At 70.1% G+C, this 17,540-nt stretch carries 17 protein-coding genes; 8 read left to right on the top strand and 9 right to left on the bottom strand.

What is annotated here, in order from left to right; genetic code table 11:
* The first annotated feature begins 101 nt into the window (after positions 1-101).
* From CAP_RS11970 to CAP_RS11960, 3 genes are all read left to right on the top strand, one after another.
* Positions 102-926 carry a hypothetical protein gene (locus CAP_RS11970; RefSeq protein ID WP_044239993.1) on the top strand — a complete coding sequence of 275 codons (825 nt, stop codon included), beginning with the start codon at positions 102-104 and terminating at the stop codon, positions 924-926.
* On the top strand, positions 923-1,486 hold the full coding sequence (locus CAP_RS11965) for a hypothetical protein (RefSeq protein ID WP_044239990.1): 564 nt from the start codon (positions 923-925) through the stop codon (positions 1,484-1,486). Before CAP_RS11970 ends, CAP_RS11965 begins: the two co-directional genes overlap by 4 nt.
* A gap of 230 nt (positions 1,487-1,716) precedes the next feature.
* On the top strand, positions 1,717-2,502 hold the full coding sequence (locus CAP_RS11960) for a hypothetical protein (protein ID WP_052374871.1): 786 nt from the start codon (positions 1,717-1,719) through the stop codon (positions 2,500-2,502).
* A gap of 55 nt (positions 2,503-2,557) precedes the next feature.
* Here CAP_RS11960 and CAP_RS11955 read toward each other — a convergent pair whose 3' ends face one another.
* A complete protein-coding gene (locus CAP_RS11955; RefSeq protein ID WP_044239988.1) occupies positions 2,558-3,040 on the bottom strand; it encodes a nuclear transport factor 2 family protein in 483 nt (160 codons plus the stop codon).
* A gap of 205 nt (positions 3,041-3,245) precedes the next feature.
* On the opposite strand from CAP_RS11955, the gene CAP_RS44315 reads away from it, so the two are divergent.
* From CAP_RS44315 to CAP_RS11935, 4 genes are read left to right on the top strand one after another with little or no spacing between them, the layout of a single operon-like run.
* Positions 3,246-3,749, top strand: coding sequence for an RNA polymerase sigma factor (locus tag CAP_RS44315; RefSeq protein ID WP_052374869.1), 504 nt, complete (start codon positions 3,246-3,248; stop codon positions 3,747-3,749).
* Positions 3,746-4,495, top strand: coding sequence for a hypothetical protein (locus CAP_RS52185; protein ID WP_052374866.1), 750 nt, complete (start codon positions 3,746-3,748; stop codon positions 4,493-4,495). The genes CAP_RS44315 and CAP_RS52185 overlap by 4 nt, the downstream gene beginning before the upstream one ends.
* Complete coding sequence (locus tag CAP_RS11940; protein ID WP_044239985.1) at positions 4,492-6,333, top strand: caspase family protein; 1,842 nt, start codon at positions 4,492-4,494, stop codon at positions 6,331-6,333. The genes CAP_RS52185 and CAP_RS11940 overlap by 4 nt, the downstream gene beginning before the upstream one ends.
* Positions 6,334-6,367: 34 nt before the next feature.
* Positions 6,368-7,456: a hypothetical protein gene (locus CAP_RS11935; RefSeq protein ID WP_044239982.1), complete on the top strand. Its 1,089-nt coding sequence runs from the start codon at positions 6,368-6,370 to the stop codon at positions 7,454-7,456.
* Positions 7,457-7,559: 103 nt separating this feature from the next.
* Here the strand turns inward: CAP_RS11935 and CAP_RS11930 are convergent, their stop codons facing one another.
* The 3 genes from CAP_RS11930 to CAP_RS11920 are packed head-to-tail and all read right to left on the bottom strand — an operon-like array spanning position 7,560 to position 12,703.
* The gene (locus tag CAP_RS11930) at positions 7,560-8,387 is read right to left on the bottom strand and encodes a sigma-70 family RNA polymerase sigma factor (RefSeq protein ID WP_044239979.1); all 828 of its coding nucleotides are present in this window, start codon (positions 8,385-8,387) and stop codon (positions 7,560-7,562) included.
* Positions 8,387-11,584, bottom strand: a complete 3,198-nt coding sequence (locus CAP_RS11925; protein ID WP_044239977.1) for an efflux RND transporter permease subunit — start codon at positions 11,582-11,584, stop codon at positions 8,387-8,389. The genes CAP_RS11930 and CAP_RS11925 overlap by 1 nt, the downstream gene beginning before the upstream one ends.
* Positions 11,585-11,596: 12 nt before the next feature.
* The gene (locus CAP_RS11920) at positions 11,597-12,703 is read right to left on the bottom strand and encodes an efflux RND transporter periplasmic adaptor subunit (protein WP_231511354.1); all 1,107 of its coding nucleotides are present in this window, start codon (positions 12,701-12,703) and stop codon (positions 11,597-11,599) included.
* Positions 12,704-13,096: 393 nt separating this feature from the next.
* Between CAP_RS11920 and CAP_RS11915 the strand changes: the two genes are divergently transcribed.
* On the top strand, positions 13,097-13,900 hold the full coding sequence (locus CAP_RS11915; protein ID WP_052374864.1) for a TetR/AcrR family transcriptional regulator: 804 nt from the start codon (positions 13,097-13,099) through the stop codon (positions 13,898-13,900).
* Between the two features lie 60 nt (positions 13,901-13,960).
* Here the strand turns inward: CAP_RS11915 and CAP_RS11910 are convergent, their stop codons facing one another.
* From CAP_RS11910 to CAP_RS11890, 5 genes are all read right to left on the bottom strand, one after another.
* On the bottom strand, positions 13,961-14,716 hold the full coding sequence (locus CAP_RS11910) for a hypothetical protein (protein WP_044239976.1): 756 nt from the start codon (positions 14,714-14,716) through the stop codon (positions 13,961-13,963).
* A complete protein-coding gene (locus tag CAP_RS11905; RefSeq protein WP_156040716.1) occupies positions 14,717-15,103 on the bottom strand; it encodes a YncE family protein in 387 nt (128 codons plus the stop codon).
* Between the two features lie 132 nt (positions 15,104-15,235).
* Positions 15,236-15,859: a hypothetical protein gene (locus CAP_RS11900; RefSeq protein WP_044239973.1), complete on the bottom strand. Its 624-nt coding sequence runs from the start codon at positions 15,857-15,859 to the stop codon at positions 15,236-15,238.
* 215 nt (positions 15,860-16,074) lie between these two features.
* On the bottom strand, positions 16,075-16,254 hold the full coding sequence (locus CAP_RS11895; RefSeq protein ID WP_044239972.1) for a hypothetical protein: 180 nt from the start codon (positions 16,252-16,254) through the stop codon (positions 16,075-16,077).
* Between the two features lie 297 nt (positions 16,255-16,551).
* Positions 16,552-16,812: a hypothetical protein gene (locus tag CAP_RS11890; protein WP_044239971.1), complete on the bottom strand. Its 261-nt coding sequence runs from the start codon at positions 16,810-16,812 to the stop codon at positions 16,552-16,554.
* Between the last annotated feature and the right edge of the window lie 728 nt (positions 16,813-17,540).

Below are 17,540 nucleotides of genomic sequence, written 5' to 3'. Positions count from 1 at the left end.
ATGGCAGCTCGGGTGAACAGAGACGCGGCAGCATCGAGGTCCGACGGAGCTGAAGCACCGTCGGCTTGCGTGCCTGCCTCTCCCGTTGCGATCATGCCCTGATGCACGCGCTCCACGTGAGCTGCCCCCACTGCGGCGCGCCGTTGCCGCTCCAGCCGACGCAACGCATCACCATCTGCGCCTACTGCAACACCAGCACGCGCATCGGCACCTGGTCCGACACCCGACCCCAGGTCCCCACGACCCACCACCCCCCTGCCCATTCTCCCACGGCGCAGCACCTACCCACGCTCACCCCCGACAGCGTCCCCGCGGAGGTCGTCGAGCAGATCAAGCAGCGCGTCATCGACGGCCGCCACCAGGACGCCGTCGCCCTCTATGCCCAGCACGCCCGGGTGGCCCCCGCCGAGGCCGAGGCGGCCATCCAGCAGCTCCTCACCCCTCAGCTCCACCGGCTCACCAGCCGCCTTCCTTTCACGCCCATCGCTTTCGCCATCTGCGTGGCGATTTTCTGCGCCATGACCGCCGCTGCCCTCTGGAGCGGGCTGATGGTCCACGCGGGTGCTCACCTCTGGCTGCTGCTCACCGTGCCCAGCGCCATTCTTGCGCTCTCGCTGCTCGTCAGCCTCCCGCCGCGTGCCGTGTCCATGTGGGTCTCGGCCTGGGGGAAGGAGGGCCGCGCGCGGATCCTCAAGGTGGTCATCCTCCGCCAGGGCTACGTGGCGGGCGGAAGCCTGGTCCTGATCCTCATGGACGTCGTGCCCCTCGCCGGGGGAGAGTCGTGCCGCGACGAGGAAGTCATGCTGGTGCGCGACGGGTCCCTCCCCAAGCTCTCGACAGGGAACATCATCCGGGTACGCTACGACGACCGCACGATTCGTCGGGTCTTCACCACCACGCCCATCGAGGTAGTCGGACGAGCTTGAACATCCCACGCGCCCGCACCCCCTTCCGGCTACCGGTACGCTGGAGCGATTTCGCCGACTCCGCGTTCGTGCTGCTCGCGCCGCCCCTCCTCGTGGCACTGGCTCCGATCTGGGTCCCGTACTACGCACGAGAGCTGTGGCTCGGGCGCCGCTTTGCCCGGCGCGCTGCTTCCGCGAAGCCTGGAACCTTCGACATGACCAGCGGCGCCACGGTCATCGTCCTGGAGCAGGGGCGGCAGGTGGCGGAGGTCCCCGTCGCGGACATCACCAGGATCCGCTGGTGGAACCACGTCGCCTCCAGTTCCTTCGCCTCGGGCCCCGAGGTCGACACCCTCGTGGAGCTCGAGACCCGCGCCAGCACCTGGAGGATCCTGCTCGTGGACATGGGCTTCCGTGCCCTGACGCCCCTCGTCGAGCGCGGCCTCCTCTCCCCCGAGCCCGCCAATGGCGGCCGCGCCCAGGCCGGGTGCCTCGGCGCCATGGCCTTGCCGTCCCTGGCCCTGTGGGGCCTCATCGTCGCCCTCCTCTTCTCACGCTTCGTGCTCGGCCACGCGCCTTGAAGAAGGGACTTCGTCGCCCCACCGGAGCGCCCACCAGCGCAGGTAGTACCAGAGTCGCATCGCATCAGCGCGGACGCCACAGACGCCTCGAACCGATATCTCATTTCGACACGTCGAGCGGTACGAGCACGCAATCACACTATGCCCCGGAAGTCCTTGCGGCATGTGCGCATCCAGCGCTCAGCGCGCGAAAATTTGTTTCCCCCCTGGGGCGCGAGCATCCTTGTCTCGTGAGATACGATCGAACCGTCATCGCCTACCACGGGTGTGACACCAAAGTCGCTGAACGCATCCTCGCTGGCGCGCCCTTTCAGAAGAGCAAGAACAGCTATGACTGGCTTGGGGAAGGCATCTACTTCTGGGAGTTTGGGAACGACCGAGCTTTGAAGTTCGCCCACTTTCAGAAGAGCCTTCGGAAGGTGAAGCACCCTGCCGTCGTCGGCGCCATCGTTCAGTTGGGGAAGTGCTTCGACCTCATGGATACCCGTTACACGGCAGAGCTGTCTGAAGCCTACCATCTCTTCAAGGAGGTCAAGCGTGCTGCCCATGAGCCACTTCCTAAAAACAAGGGCAAGACGCCCGAAAAAAAGCTGAGGCACCGTGATTGTGCCGTGCTGAACTTCTACCTTCAGCGCCTGGAAGAGCGAGCCTTTGCCTTCGACACCGTGCGTTGCGCGTTCGTCGAGGGGCCTCGTGCGTTCCCGGGCAGCGGCATCCAGCATGAAAGCCACATCCAGATCTCCGTGCGGAACCCGAGTTGCATCCTGGGGGGTGTTCAAGCCCATGATGGAGAAGCCATGAGCCGGAAGAGCGCAAAGAAGAAGGCCTTGCCGAAGCCCGAGAACCTCGACGCGGAGACCAGAGCGCGTCGACAGGTGCTCGCGGAGATGCGGGAAATGACGCCTCAGCAGCTTTTCGAGCTAGCCGTCCGGGCAGGCATCTACACGAAAGATGGCAAGCTGACCCCGCCTTACCGCGATGATGCGCCCCCGAGCGCATGCCGTCCGACCGACTGAGGTCTCGCTGCGGATGTCTCGCTGGTGAGGGCTCACCTCAGCGGGAACCCGTCTCCTACAGCCCCAGCGCGCTCAGCCCCGGGTGATCGTCCGGCCGCCTCCCGAGCGGCCAGTGGAGCTTCCGCTCCTCGGCGGCAATCCGCACGTCATTGATGCTCGCCTCGCGCCGGCGCATCAATCCCTGCCCGTCGAACTCCCATTGCTCATTGCCGTGGGACCGATACCAGTTGCCGCTATCGTCGTGCCATTCGTAGACGAAGCGCACCGCAATGCGGTCTCCGGTGAATGCCCAGACCTCTTTGATGAGGCGATAGTCCAGCTCCCGCTGCCACTTGCGGTGCAGGAAGGCCTCGATGGCCTCCCGCCCCACGAAGAACTCCGCGCGGTTTCGCCAGTGGCTGTCGACCGTGTAGGCCTGCGCCACGCGCGCGGGCTCCCGGCTGTTCCAGGCGTCCTCCGCGAGCCGCGCCTTGGTCGCAGCCGTCTCGGCGGTGAACGGGGGCAGGGGCGGACGCGGCTCGGTGGGCTTCTGGCTCAAGGTGCACCTCCGGGCCACCTTCCCCGAAGGCGCTCCGCCCTGGCAAGCCCTTCCTACGCACCGCCGCCAAGCGCTGGAGCCACGCCCGCTGGCGGGGGGATATGCTCCGCCTGGCGCACCGCGGGCCGGCCCCGGCGCGGTGCAGAAAAAAAAGTGGCCGCTTCTGCGGGCCCCCACCGTCCTCAGGGTGGTGGGAAGGCCATGAATGACACACATCGACGACGAGACCATCGAAGGGGCGTACGCGCGCCTGTTCCCCATCATCGTGGGCAAGTGCGCGCGCATGCTCGCCGACCCGGAGGAGGCCCGGGACGTGGCGCAGGAGACCTTCGCCCGCATCTGGGCGGAGCGCGTGAACCTGCGCGACGCGAGGGCCATGACGGCCTGGGTGTACCGGACGAGCACCAACCTCGCCATCGACCGCTACCGCGACCCCTGGCGCAAGGAGCGCGCGGAGGCCCCGGACTGGGAGCAGCTCGGCACGACGGCAGCCGACCCGGAGGCGCGCACCCACTGGCGGCGCATGCTCGCGCACCTCAGGCGCACCGTGCCCCGGCGCGAGATGGAGGTCGCCATCCTGAGCCGCCTCGATGGGCTCACCCACGCCGAGATCGCGCAGGTCACCGGTACCGGAGAGCGCACGGTCCGCAGGCTGCTCGTGGGCTTCGAGGAACGCATCGCCCGACTGCGGCAGGGGAGTGAAGCATGAACACCACCGACCACCACCCTTCCTTCCTGGAGCTGGACAGGCTCGCCCTCGGTGCCCCCACCTCGCCCGAGACGGGGGAGCACGTCGCGCACTGCGCCGCCTGCAAGAGCCACCTCGCCGCGCTCGCCCAGCCCCCCGACCTCACCGCCCTCCCCGCGCTTGCACGCCGCGCGCGGGCCGCGAGCACCGCGCAGGCTCGCTCCAGCATGGCGCGCCGCCTCCTCTGGGCAGCGCCCACGCTCGCTGCGGCGGCCGCCGTCCTGCTCTTCATCGCCTTCCGCCCTGCTCCCCTGACGACCCTCCCCGAGGATAACGACCCCGCCGCGGAGGAAGCGTTCACCACCGTCAAGGGTGGCGCCTCCGTGCTGCTCCACATCAAGCGGGGCGAGCGGGTCTTCCTGTGGGACGGCGCCGAGCCCGTCCTGCCTGGCGACAAGCTCCGCCTCGAGATCGCCCCGGAGGGCTTCACCCACGTCGCTGTCCTCGCCGACCCGCGCGCCGATGGACCCCAGGTCCCTCGGCCGACCCTGCTCTACACGGCGCCCCTCGACCCCGAGAAGCCGGCCGCACTTCCCAAGGCATGGGAGGTCGACGACGCAGCCGGCGACGAGGTGCTCGTGGTGCTCCTCTCCACCTCACCCCTCGACGGCGAGGACGCACTCTCGCTCGCCCGCACCCCGCGCGATGGCATCTGGACGCGCCGCCTCGTCCTGCCGAAGCGCCCCCGCCCGGAGCATGCACCGTGAAGCCTCGCGTATTCCTCGCCCGCCTCTTCCTGGCCTTCACCCTGGCCCTCGCGGCGCTCTGCGCGCGTGCCCCCGACGCCCACGCTGGTGCCCCCAGGCGCGCCGCGGTCATCGTCGGGGCCAACGGCGCCGCCCCTGGCCGCAAGCCCTTGCGGTTCGCCCACGACGACGCCCGCGCCGTGGCGCACGTCCTCACCCAGCTCGGCGGCTTCGACCCGCGCGACGTCCAGGTGCTCACCGACCCCGACCCCCGCGGCGTGCTCGACGCCCTCGACCGCGAGCTGACCCACGCCGCCCAGCACCCGGCCGAGCCCCTGGTCCTTTTCTTCTACTACTCGGGCCACGCCGACGCGCACGCCCTCTACCCCGCCGGCAAGCCCCTCATGCTGACCGAGCTGCGCGCGCGCCTCGACAGCAGGACGGCCCAGGTCCGCATCGGCCTCATCGACGCCTGCCGCGGCGGCGGCTGGACCGGCACCAAGGGCCTGCAGGAGACCGAGACCTTCGCCATCGAGCTGCCCGGCCTGGTCTCCAACGAAGGCTCGGCCCTCATCGCCTCCAGCTCCGGCCTGGAGGACGCCCACGAGTCCGAGCAGCTCCGCGGCTCCTTCTTCACCCACCACTGGAACGCCGGCCTCCGCGGCGCCGCCGACCGCAACACCGACGGCCGCGTCACCCTCGCCGAGGCCTTCGACTACGCCAAGGCGCTCACCATCCGCGACACCGCGGTGCACACCCCCGTCCCCCAGCACCCGAGCTTCAAGCTCAACCTCAGCGGCCGGCAGGACCTCTCCCTCTCCACCCTCTCGCGCAGCAAGACCGTCGTCGAGCTGACCCAGAAGCAGGGCCCCCTCGAGGTCATCCACCTCGACTCCGGCCTCACCGTCCTCGAGGTGCAGCCTGGCGAGAAGGTCCTCACGCTCGCCGTCCCTCCCGGCCGCTACCTCGTCCGCCGCCGCGAGGGCGGCAAGTCGTGGGTGCAGGAGCTGCGCGTCGCCCCCGGCACCACCACCCGCCTCTCCGAGACCGACCTCCAGCTCGCCGCCGGACCCCTGCTGGCCTCGAAGAGCACCGAGCCGCGCCCCGTCACCCGCAGCACCCTCGCGGCGGGCACGTGGGAGATCCAGGCCGCTGCGGGCGTCAACCACTCCACCTTCAGCCGCCCCGGCTTCTCCTCCTCCCCGGACGCCGACACGAGCTTCGCGCTGCCCGTGCAAGGAGCGTGGGGCATCACCGATCGCCTGCAGTGGGTCCTGCCCACCCTCGCCATCGCGTACCGCGGCGGTGAGCACGGCGGCGTGGAGTGGATCCCCTGGGGCGGCCTCCTCTCCTGGTCGCTGGGCTACAGCTCCATCGAGGGTACGATCCTCGACGGCAAGCTCGGCCTCGGCCTCGATCTCCGCTTCTGGCTCTCCCCCCGCAGCAGCCTCGACTTCGGCATCGGCCTCACCAGCCCCTTCTCCTCGTACAACCGCGTCACCGCCTGCGCCCACGTCGACTGCAGCCCGGAGCGCGGCTTCCAGCCCGCCTTCGACCTGGTGCGCAACCGGATGATGCTCGGCTACTCCGCCACCGTCGCCGACACGGTGACCCTCGGCCTCTCCGCGGGCCTCTCCCACAACCTCCTCTTTGGCCGCGACCTCCCGCGAGGCGCCCCGGAGCACGACGTCGAGGTCTCGGTGGGCTCGGTGCTCATGCACGGCCTCAGACCCGTGCCCCTCGTCCGCGTGCACCTCGGCGACGTGTTCTCCATCGATGGCTACGCCTCCGTGGGCTACCGCTTCGGCCAGCGCGCCCTCACCGAGAGCTACATGGGCGGCGCCACCTGGACCTGGTGAGCCCGTCTCCGGGAGAGCGCTATCCTCCCCTCTCATGCACTGGAGAGACATCGAGGCCGCGCCTTCCGTCGGCCCCTGGCAAGGCCTCGACCTCCAGCTCACCGCCGCCGACCTCCCCGCGGGCGCCCCTGGCCTGCGCGTCAAGCTCGCCTACCCGCGCCGCATCCGCGTCGACTGCGCCGGCACCCCCGTCCTCTGGGGGCACGTCCACCCCCAGTACATGGGCGTCTGGCGCCTCATCGGCGCCCGCACGGAGCCCTGGGAGGTCGTCCCTCCCCTGAGCGCCGCGGCCACCGACGCCATCACCGACGCCATCTCCGACACCATCGACGGCGCGCCCGGCAGCGAGGCGTGGTGGAAGGCGTGGGCCAGGAACGCGGCGCGCACCCTCGCCGCCTCGCCCCGCACCCCGCTCTACCCGGGGAGCTGGCAGATCACCCCGGCGCGCGCCAAGGACGTCCCTGGCCTCCCCTTGCCCCCGCCAGCGCGCGTGGAGACCTTCTCCTCGACGCACCTGTCCCCGAACGCGCTGCGGTGGGCCCGCGACCCCGAGGACGACCCCCCGGGCCTAGCCCCTGCCGCGCTGGGCGGGCGCCTCGCGTGGGAGAGCTGGTTCACCACCGGCAGCAACGCCCTCGTCCGCATGCGCGACCACAGCCCCCCGGACGCCGCCCGCGTGCGCGCCTGGGCCAAGCGGGCCCGCGCCGGCACCCTCCCTCCCGTGCTCACGCTCAACGTCTCCGGGCTCGACATGTACCTCCTCCTCGACGGCCACGACCGCCTCCGCGCCGCCCTGCTGGAGAACGCGCCCGTGGGGTTCCTCATCGTCTCCGCCGTCCGCAGCCACCCCCGCCGCCCCGACGTCCAGCGCCAGGAAGCCTTGCTCCACGAACTCGCACGCAAGCGCCCTCCCACCGCCCGCCGCCCGCCCCCCAGCACGGAGACCGAGAACAAGCTCGTCGTCGATGCCTTCGACACCCGCCCCTGGATGTCACACAGGAGCCGCGCCTACCCCCTCCCGGGCGGCGTCGAGGCCTGGGAACGCGAGGTGGCCGCGCAGCCGGGGATCACCCGGGAGCACGGCATCTTCACCGGCGAGCCACCCCCGAGCGAGAGCGGCTGAGCACCGCACGAGGAGCGCCGGGCGCGGGCACTCACGCCATCGCGCCCATCACACCCATCCGCTCCCCTCACCCTCCCCGCCTCGCTTCACCCCCTCGCCCGCCTCACCCCCAGTGCGCCACCGCCTCGCCCGCGAGCGTCTGCAGCCGACCGCGGATCTGCTTCTTGGCGCGCTCCTCCACCTGCCGGATGCGCTCCTTCGTCACCCCGAACTCCACCCCGAGCTGCGCCAGCGTCTCGGGCTCGTCGGACATCAGGTGCCGCTCCACGATCTGCTGTTCTCGCGGCGATAGCTCCGAGAGCACCGTCCTCAAGGCGCTCTCCAGGTGCGCCCGCTCGTCGGCGCGGCACATCTCCTCCTCGGGCGACGGCGCCGCGTGCTCCAGCGAGTCCGAGAGCGGCCTCCCGTCGGCGTGGAGCGGGGTATCGAACGGCGTCTCGGGCGTCGCGAGCAGCGGCATCATCGCGTCGGCGCTCCGCCGGGACAGGCCCGTCTTCTCCGAGAGCAGCGCCGCGTCGCTCACGAACGCTTGCCGGAAGTAGCGCACCGCGCGCCGCTCCGCGCTCGACGAGCCGAGGCACACCACCCGGTGGTTGCGGAACACGTACTCGCGGATCTCCGCGCGGATCCAGAACTTGGCGAACGACGCCAGGCGGTAGCCGCGCTCCGGGTCGAACCTGTCGGCGGCCTTGAGCAGCCCGATGTTGCCCTGCTGCACCAGGTCCTCCAGCGGCGTGCCCCAGCGGCGGTACTGCCGGGCGATGGTCAGCACGAACGACAGGCACCCCTCGATGAGCCGCTGCCCGGCCTCACGATCGCCTCCCCGGTAGCGAAGCGCGAGGTCGCGCTCCTCCTCGGGGGTCAAGATGTGCCGCCGGGAGAGCTCCGAGCGGTAGAAGGAGAGAACATCGTGGTCCAGCGCCGCACCCATCACTCCGCTCCTTCCATCGCGACATGCGCGATCCCTGCCACGTGCTCCATCGGCGCGCCTGGCTCTGCGTCGAGCATCGCGTCGAGTTCCCGCTCCCCCTTGTCTTCCTCGGACTTCCCGCCCAGCACCTTCCGGAGCCACAAGCCCGCGTCGTCGAACAGCGAGTAGGCCACCGGCACCGCGAGCAGCGTCAGCACCAGCGACAGGCTCTGCCCGCCGAGCACGATGGCGCCCATGGTGCGGTTCTGGCCGGAGCCGACCCCGTGCGAGTTCACGAGCGGGATCATCCCTGCCACGAACGCCAGGGTGGTCATCAGGATGGGCCGGAGCCGGTCCTTGTTCGCCTGGAGGATGGCGTCGAGCCGCGGCATCCCCTCCTTCCGCAGGTGGTTCGTGTGGTCGATCTGCAGGATGGCGTTCTTCTTCACCACCCCGAACAGCACCAGCAGGCCGAGCGCCGAGAACATGTTCAGCGTCTCGTGGAAGAGCAAGAGCGACAGGAGCGCGAACGGCACCGTCAGCGGCAGGCTCAGGAGGATGGTGATGGGGTGCAGCCACGACTCGAACTGCGCCGCGAGGATCAGGTACATGAAGACGAAGGCCAGGCCGATCACCATCACGAAGCCCGCGGCCGTGCTCGCCGTGTTCTTCGAGCGCCCCACCGCCTGCGCCGTGTAGCCGTCCGGCATGTGCTGGGCAGCGATGATCTTGTCGAGCGCCGCCTGCACCGCGCTGTCACCCACGCCGGGCGCCGAGTTCGCCATCACCGTGAGCTGGCGGCGGCGGCCGAGGCGCCCGATCTCCGCGGGCCCCGCGTCGGGGTTCATGGTCACCACGCTCGCCAGGGGCACCGAGCCGTGCTTCGACGAGGGCACGCTCACCAGCGAGAGCGCCTCGGCGTCCACCCGGAACTGCGCGTCGGCGCGCACCCGCACGTCGTACTCCTCGCCGCCCTCCGAGTAGGACGAGACCTTGAGCCCGCCCACCAGGAGCTGCAGCGAGTTCGCCACGTCGGCCACCTGCACGCCCAGGTCCGCCGCGCGGTCCCGCTCGATGGCGACCCGCACCTCGGGCTTCCCGTCCACGAGCGTGTTGTCCACGTCGACCGCGACGGGCACCTTCTTCAGCTCCTCGGTGATCCGCTTCGCGTACACGCTGAGCTGGTCGAGGTCCGGCCCCGTCAGCGCCATCTGGATGCTCGCCTGCGACGCGCCGCCCACCGAGATCGCCTGCACCTCGCCCGCCGTGAGCCGCAGCTCCGGCGGCTGCTTCACGAGGATCTCGGTGCGCACCCGCTGCATCAGCGCGAACTGGTCCTCCGCCCGCTCCGTCGGGTCGACCAGCATCACGTACACCTTGGCCACGTTCAGGGCGCGCTCCCCCTCGCCCACCGTGACCAGGGTGCTCTTCACCCCGGGCAGCCGGTGGATGTCGTCGGCGATGCGCTCGATGATCAGCCGCGTCGCGGTGAGGCTCGTCCCCTCCGGCGCCCGCAGGCTCACCTCGAACTGCGCCTGGTCGTCCGGCGGGAGGAACCCCGAGGGCAGCGCCTTGGCGATGGGCACGATCGACCCCAGCGTCACCGCGCAGGCGATGACCATCACCCAGCGGTGCTGCATCACCCAGCCGAGCACTGAGACGTAGGCCCGCTCGATGGGCTTGTAGAAGAGGTCCACGCCCCGGGCGAGCAGCGAGGGCTTGGCGTCCGCACTGGCCCGGTGCCCCGAGATCCAGCGCGCCGCCAGCATGGGCGTCAGCGTGAAGCTCACGAACAGCGAGACCGCGATGGCGAACGCCATGGTCAGCCCGAAGCCCCGCAGGAAGCGCCCCGCGATCCCCGGCATGAACGACACCGGGATGAACACCGCCATCAGGGACAGCGTGGTCGCCATGACCGCGGGCCCGATCTCGCGCGTCGCCATCACCGCCGCGGGGAAGGGCTTCATCCCCTTCTCGTCGATGAAGCGGACGATGTTCTCCAGCACCACGATCGCGTCGTCGATGACGATGCCCACGGCCAGCGCCAGCGCCAGCAGCGTCAGGAAGTTCAGGGTGAAGCCCGCGATCCACATCACCGCGAACGTCCCCACGATCGAGATGGGGATCGCCAGCGCCGCGATGACCGTGCTCCGGAAGCTCCCCAGGAAGACCAGCACCACCAGGGCCGCGAGGAGCGCCCCGAGCACCAGGTGCTCCAGCACCGCGTCGATGCCCGTGCGGATCACCTGCGAGTTGTCGCGCACCACCTCGATCCGGGTCCCCTCCGGGAGCCCGCGCTGCACCGCGTCGAGCCGCTTCTTCACCGCGTCGACCACGGTGACCGTGTTCTGGCCCGACTGCTTCACCACCGAGAGCAGCACCGAGCGCTGCCCGTCGAGCGCCGCGTACGTCTTCTCCTCGGCGCGCCCGTCTTCCACCCGGGCCACGTCCTGCAGCCGCACCGCGTGCCCGCCCTCCTCGCGGATCACGATCCGCCCGAGGTCCGCGAGCGACTCCACCCGCCCTGCCACCCGCAGGGTCAGGCTCTCCGGCCCGGTCTCGATGTTGCCGCCCGGCGTGGTCAGGTTCTGGGCCATCACCGCCCGCTGCACGTCGGTCGCCGTGAGCCTGTGGGCGCGCAGCGCGAGCGCGTCGAGCCACAGGTTCACCTGCCGGTCCTGCCCGCCGATCAGGGTCACCTGCCCGACCCCGTTGATGCTCTCGATCTGCCGGCGCACCTTCTTGTCGGCGATCTCGGTCGCCTCGCGGATCGGCTTGTCGGAGCGCACCGCGATGAGCAGCACCGGCGAGGCCCCCACGTCGACCTTGCTCACGATCGGCGGGTCCACCCCCTTCGGCAGCTCGGGCAGGATGGTGCTCATCTTGTCGCGCACGTCCTGGACCGCGCTGTCGGTGTCGCGCTCCAGCACGAACGTCACGATCACCTGCGAGAGCCCCTGGCTCGACGTCGAGCGCAGCTCATCGATGCCGCTGATGGTGTTGACCGCGCTCTCGATCTTGTCGGTGATGTCGGCCTCCACCTCCTCCGGCGCCGCGCCGTCGAGCCGCGTCGTCACCACCACCACCGGCACGTCCACGTTCGGGAACTGATCGAGCCCGAGGCCGAAGTAGCCGGCCGCCCCGAGCACCACGATCACCAGCATGAGCACTGACGCCAGCACCGGGCGTCGTACGGAGATCTTCGTGAGCCAACCCATGGGAGACTCCCTTCAGTTCACGGCCTGGCCGTTGCGGAGCGACGGCGAGGGGCTGAGGACAATCGCGTCGCCATCACCGACCCCGCGGAGGATCGCCACCTCTTCCCCCTTCTCGGAGCCGGTCTGCACCACCCGCTCCTCCAGGCGCTTGTTCACCACCGCGAACACGTGCGAGGTGCCGTCCTCCTTCCGCACCAGCGCCGCCTTGGGCAGCACCGGCGCCGGCGCCTCGCCCGTGAGCAGCGCGACCGTGGCGAACATCCCCGGGCGCAGGAGCCGCTCCGCGTTCTCCACCACCGCCTCGGCCACCAGGTCCCGCGTCGTCTCCCGCACCGCCGCCCCCACGAACCGCACCGTCCCCTGGAACGTGCGGTCCGGGTACGCGGGCACCGAGAAGGAGAGCGTCCGCCCTTCCTTGACCGCCGCGAGGTTCGCCTCCGGCACCGTGAACTCCAGCCGCAGCGCGTCGACGCTCACCAGCGTCACCACCTTGCTGTCGGTGCGCACGTACTCCCCCGCGCTCACGTGCCGCTCCGTCACCATCCCCGCGAACGGCGCCACGATGGTCCCGTCCGCGAGCGCGATCCCCAGCGTGCGCGCCCGCGCCTCCGCCACCTGGACCGAGATGTCCGCGTTGCGGCAGGTGTCCGAGACCCGATCCCGCTCGGCTGCCGAGATCACGTTCTGCGCGAAGAGCTTGTCGTTGAGCGCGCAGTCCCGCTTCGCCGCCTCCGCCTGAGCGCGCGCCAGGTCGATGTTCCGGCGCACCTCGTTCACGCTCGCCACCGCGTTGCGGGTGTCGAGCGTCGCCAGCCGGTCGCCCTTCTTCACCTCGGCGCCGCGCTCCACGAACGTCGCCAGGACCCTCCCGGTGGTGTTCGCGGCGAGGTCCGTCTCCTGACCCCCCCGGAGCGTCCCGGTGAGCCTCATCGAGCGCGGCATCGGCTGCTCGCGCACCTTCACGGTGTCCACGGAGACGGTCTCGACCGGGACCTCCGCAGGCGCCGCCGCGCTCTTCTTGCAACCCAGCAAGCCGAAAGCACCAGTGAGACCGGCGAGCGCGACGAGCGCCACCGTCGCCGCGGCAGGGCGCGGCACACGAACGGAAGAAGCGTTCACGGGAGGGATCCTTGTCTACGGCCAAGGGCGCGGCCGCTGCGGACCGGAGCACCGCAACAATGAGTTGCGATGATGAGTACCCGATCCGTTTTGTCATCGCAACTAAAAGTTGTGATGGGTCGTCTCGGAGCAAGTTCACGCCTTCACTTGGCCAAACAGGGGCCGTTAACCTTACTTCACACACCGCAACACAAAGTTGCGCATGCAGGTGATTGCCCATGGCGGGGCAGCCGTGATGGGCTAAGGTGAGTGGACCGCGGGCGTGGGGGGTCGGGGTCCGCTCGGACCGAGACGTTGGCAGGGGCGCTGGCAGAGATGCTGGCCGGGGCGTCGGAGACGACGTCATCAAAGACGGTGGTCAAAGACCGTGACAGAGGCGTTCGCGTGAGGAGCATGTCCATCCCCAAGGAGAGCGGTCAGAAGACAGCGACGGCCCGGCGCCCGCCCGCAAACCCACCGGCGAAGCCGGCCGCGAAGGCATCCCCGAAGGCGCCCCCGAAGGCGCCCCCGAAGGCGCCTCCGAAGGCGCCTCCGAAGCCGTCCCCGAAGACGCCCGCCAAGCCCCCGCTCGTGCGCGGCGATGCCGTCGTCCAGCGCGTCCTCGACGCCGCGATCCAGGAGCTGGCCCAGGTGGGCTTCCGCGGCTTCCGCGTCGAGGACGTGGCCGCGCGCGCAGAGGTCAACAAGACGACCGTCTACCGCCGCTGGCCGAGCAAGAACGAGCTGGTGCGCGAGGCGCTCGCCACCGCCTCGGCCAAGAAGCGCACCCTCCCGAACACGGGCTCGTTCCGCTCCGACCTGCTCGCCTTCGCCAGCATCTTCAAGGAGTACGCCACCGACCCGCTGGGCCAGAGCCTCTTCCGGATGCTGGTCGCCGAGAGCTCGGAGCCGGGGCTGTTCGACATCCTCGAATCCCTCCGCGACGAGCACGAGAAGCTGCCGAAGCTCATCATGGCGAACGCGGCCGCGCGCGGCGAGATCACCGCCGACGTCGACCCCCAGATCTTCTTCAGCGCCTTCTTCGGCGCGCTCCACCACCGGCTCTTCTTCTTGAAGAACGTGCCCGACGAGGGTTTCCTCACCTCCCTCATCGACATGCTCCTGCGCGGCGCGACCCCCCGCACCGTCCACCAAGCCCCGCAGAACGCCCCGCAGAACGCCCCGCAGAGCGCCCCGCAGACCACCGCCCTGCAGTGACCGGGCGCCCCCGCGGGGATGTCGCCGTGTCCCGCACCCTCGCGCAGAGGCGCGCGTCTCTCAGTCGTTGAAGGGGTTCGGCATGACGACGATCTGTGACGGGTCGTCGAAGAAGCCGTCGCGCGCGATGAAGGCGAGCGTGCTGCCGTTGGTGGAGACGAGGCGTGACACCTCCGGGTGTTCGAGGTCGAACTCGATCGCGTCGACCTGCGCGAACGTCTCGGTGTCGAGCAGCCGCAGGGTCGGCGGCTCGGAGTAGTCGCTCGAGAGCATGAGGAGCCGTGAGGGCGCGTCGAGCGGGAGCACGGACTCACCCGCGAAAGCGAAGCTGCCTGCCCTGCTGGGTGACGCGGGATCCGAGACGTCGACGACCTCCCCGCTGGTGGCGTAGACACGGTCATTCGCGTGAACGATGTCGGTGTAGAAACCGGAGATGAGCCCTTCGTGCTCGGTCGCGTGGACGCCGTCGGGGGTGACGCGCAGCGCGTAGAAGCCGAAGCCGGTATGGAGGTCGTTGTACCCGAACATCCAGCCCGGCGGGCCACCGGTCAGCCGCGAGGCGCCGGTGTGCCCATCCGTCTGCTCGGGGCGCAGGACGCCGTCATCGAGGATCACCGTCCCTGCGTAGCTCGGGCTCAGGCCCTCGTAGTGCAGCGAAACGGCGAGGCTGCCCGTGGTCCCCGGCAGCACGACCATGGGACCTGCGAAGGCGAGATCGTCGTAATAGCCGGGCGGCAGCGCGACGTGAGCGCCGGGGACCGGAAAGCCCGAGGAGAGATCGACCCGGCGGACCTCGTAGCTTCCCTGCAGGCTCACTCACAGGGTGGAGGCGTCGTCCGAGAGGGCCATCGTCAAGGGCTGCGAGCCGACGTACACCGAGCCGGTCACCTGGGCCGTCGAGGCTTCGATCACCACCAGCTTGTTGGCATACTCCGCGGCATCTCCGCCCACGGTCGCATAGAACACGCCGCGGTCCGGGTCGGCGATCACATCGCGGGCCGGGATGTCGCGCACGAGGAGCTGCCGCAGCCGCTCCGGCTCCGAGCCGCCGGGATCGGAGCCGCCGGGATCGGACCCGCTCCCGCTCTCGGTGCTCGTGGAGCCGTCCGGATTCTCGGCAGAGGGATCGACATCCTCGCTGGCGCAGCCCTGCAAGACCCCCAGGAACGACAGAAGGACTAACGAAGTTTCGAGCACCCGCACCAGCACACCTCACCTGCCGGATCACGGTCACCAGACGATACCGGCGCGTTTCTTCAACCACGTTCTCCAGCCCGCCGGAAGGCCCAGCGTTGCCGAGGAGGCCACCGGGCCCATCGCGGAGCCGCCTCTGCCTCAGCCCCCCACCCGCTCGCGCAGGTACTCCGCCACGATCTCGCCGAGCTTCTCGCCGTCCTTGCGGAGGCGGCCGCCGCTCGATGGGTTCAGGCTGATCCCGCCGATGGAGAAGCCGCTCCGGGCCGAGTCGGTGCCGTGCACCATCAGGATCTCATCGATGATCCGACCGTCCGGCATGGTGATCAGCAGCGTCATTCGCACCTCGCTCGGCTTGGAGACGAGGCCCACGTAGAAGCCCGGCTCGATGAAGGTGATCATCGGCCGGATCTCGAAGGGCGCCGAGCCCGGGCCCTTGGCGAGCACCACGTTGATCCCGCCGTCCGAGGCGCCCTCGACGAGCGCCGTGGTGAACTCCTCGTTCACGGCGCGCTTGTCGGCCTCGAAGCTCTCGCGCTGCTCCGGGTCCTTGCGCGCCAGGTAGTCTGCCTCGGCCATCTCGCCCACGGTCAGGCCGGCGAAGTTGATGGGCAGCACCGCGAAGGTCCGCTGGTTGGCCAGCGGGTTCGGCGCCGCCTGGCGCACCACCTGCCACTGAGGTCCGCAGCCCGTGAGCAGCGCCGCGAGCATGACGAAGACCACGAGGACCAGCGAGCGACGCAGGCGAGGCAGGCGAGACGGCATGGGGGACAGACTCCTTGGAATGGCAACGCGGGCCCCTCCGGCGCCTCTCCGCGCGGGGTGAGGCGCTCGACGGGAGGGCCATGGTACGCAGCACCACTGTCACGGAGGAAGGGCCGCGCAGGAAAAGGGCTCGCCGCGCGCTCGGGTACGGCGCGTGAACGGCGCGTGAACGGCGCGTGAACGTCCGGTAAGCGCGCGGCGCACGTGCGCGCACGTCAGGGGGAGGGTGATGGCTTCGCGGCGGCTGCCGCTTGGCGCTGCAGGATCCTCGCGCGCAGATCCATCAGCGACTCGGGCCACACGGACTCCGGGGCGAGGTCGATGGCGCGGGAGACGGCAGCCATCGCCTCGTCGAAGCGGTTCTGGGTACCGAGCACTGCGGCCTGCCATCCCATGCACAACGAGCACTGCGGATCCATCGCGATGACGTCGGCTCAGCCGCCCCTGCACCAGGTACTGCCGGTACGCCGCTTCGAGCTGGGGCAGGTCGGCCCCGAACTGCTCCAGGAAAGCCTCGCGTGACCGTGTGCCCGCGCGGATGGCGTTCAGCATGGCGTCGAAGCGCGCGTGGTAGCTGGGGTCAGGACCCGTGGAGAGGAGGTGGACCAGCTTCCACGCTGCCGTGTAGAGCACCGTGCTCCGCTCCCGCGCCTTCACGGCCTTGTCCGGCTCGGGCGCGGTGGCCGAGAAGGTCATGCGCTCGGCGCCTGGATCACGTGGGCGAGGGCGCCGTGGAGCTGCTCGAAGCGGGCTGCTCGGGCGCGCGCCTCGGCCGCGTCGAGGCCGGTGAAGAGGGTGAAGTGGGTGGAGCGGGTCTCGGACCAGCGCGGTCCGCCCTGCTCCGGCGGCGTGAGGGGCGCCCGCACGGCGGCACAGCCGAGGGGGAGCGCGAGGAGGAGCGCGAGGAGGAGCGCGAGGAGGACAGGGAGTAACCCAGCGAGAAACCGATGCATGCGGGCCTCGGCGCCACGGGTCGAAGGACGCTGTAAAGGTCGTGGGAGACGCTCCGTGCGCGCCGACTTGCCGCCTACATGCGCGCCAGTGTGTGTGGATGACGCAGGAGCAGCAAGCGCGCCCACCCGCCTTCCCTGAAGCACTCCTTACTTCCTCCTCTTCATGAGGGTCTCCCCGCCGTCAGCGTCGCGCCGCTGTCTCCCCGACGTCGATGGGCCGCCCCGCGACGTCGACACCCTCCTTCCTTGGCGTCGATGAGCCGCCCATCGACGTCGACGAACCGCCCATCGACCTCGTTGACCCTTCTCCTGGACCTCGTTGACCTGCCCATCGATGTCGATGAGCCGCCCATCGACCTCGATGACCCTCCTCCTCGACCTCGTTGACCTCCTCCTCGACGTCGACGAGCCGCCCATCGACCTCGATCACCCTCGTCCTGGACCTCGTTGACCTGCCCATCGACGTCGACGAGCCGCCCATCGACGTCGACGAGCTGCCCATCGACGTCGATGACCTCTCTCCTCCACGTCGACGAGCCGCCCATCGACCTCGATGACCTCCCTCCTCGACGTCGTGGAGCCACCCGTCGACAGGGTGCGCGGTCATTCCATCGGCAACCGATTCCACCCCAACGCAATCGCCGTTCCAGCAAGCAGGCTCACAGGTGTCGAATTTTAGACACTCCCCGGCCTGTGGCGCCGTGATTCACGGGCGCTGGAGATCGCAG

This window comes from Chondromyces apiculatus DSM 436 (assembly GCF_000601485.1).
GTDB lineage: Bacteria > Myxococcota_A > Polyangia > Polyangiales > Polyangiaceae > Chondromyces > Chondromyces apiculatus.
This window is presented reverse-complemented; position numbering and strand designations above follow the sequence as displayed.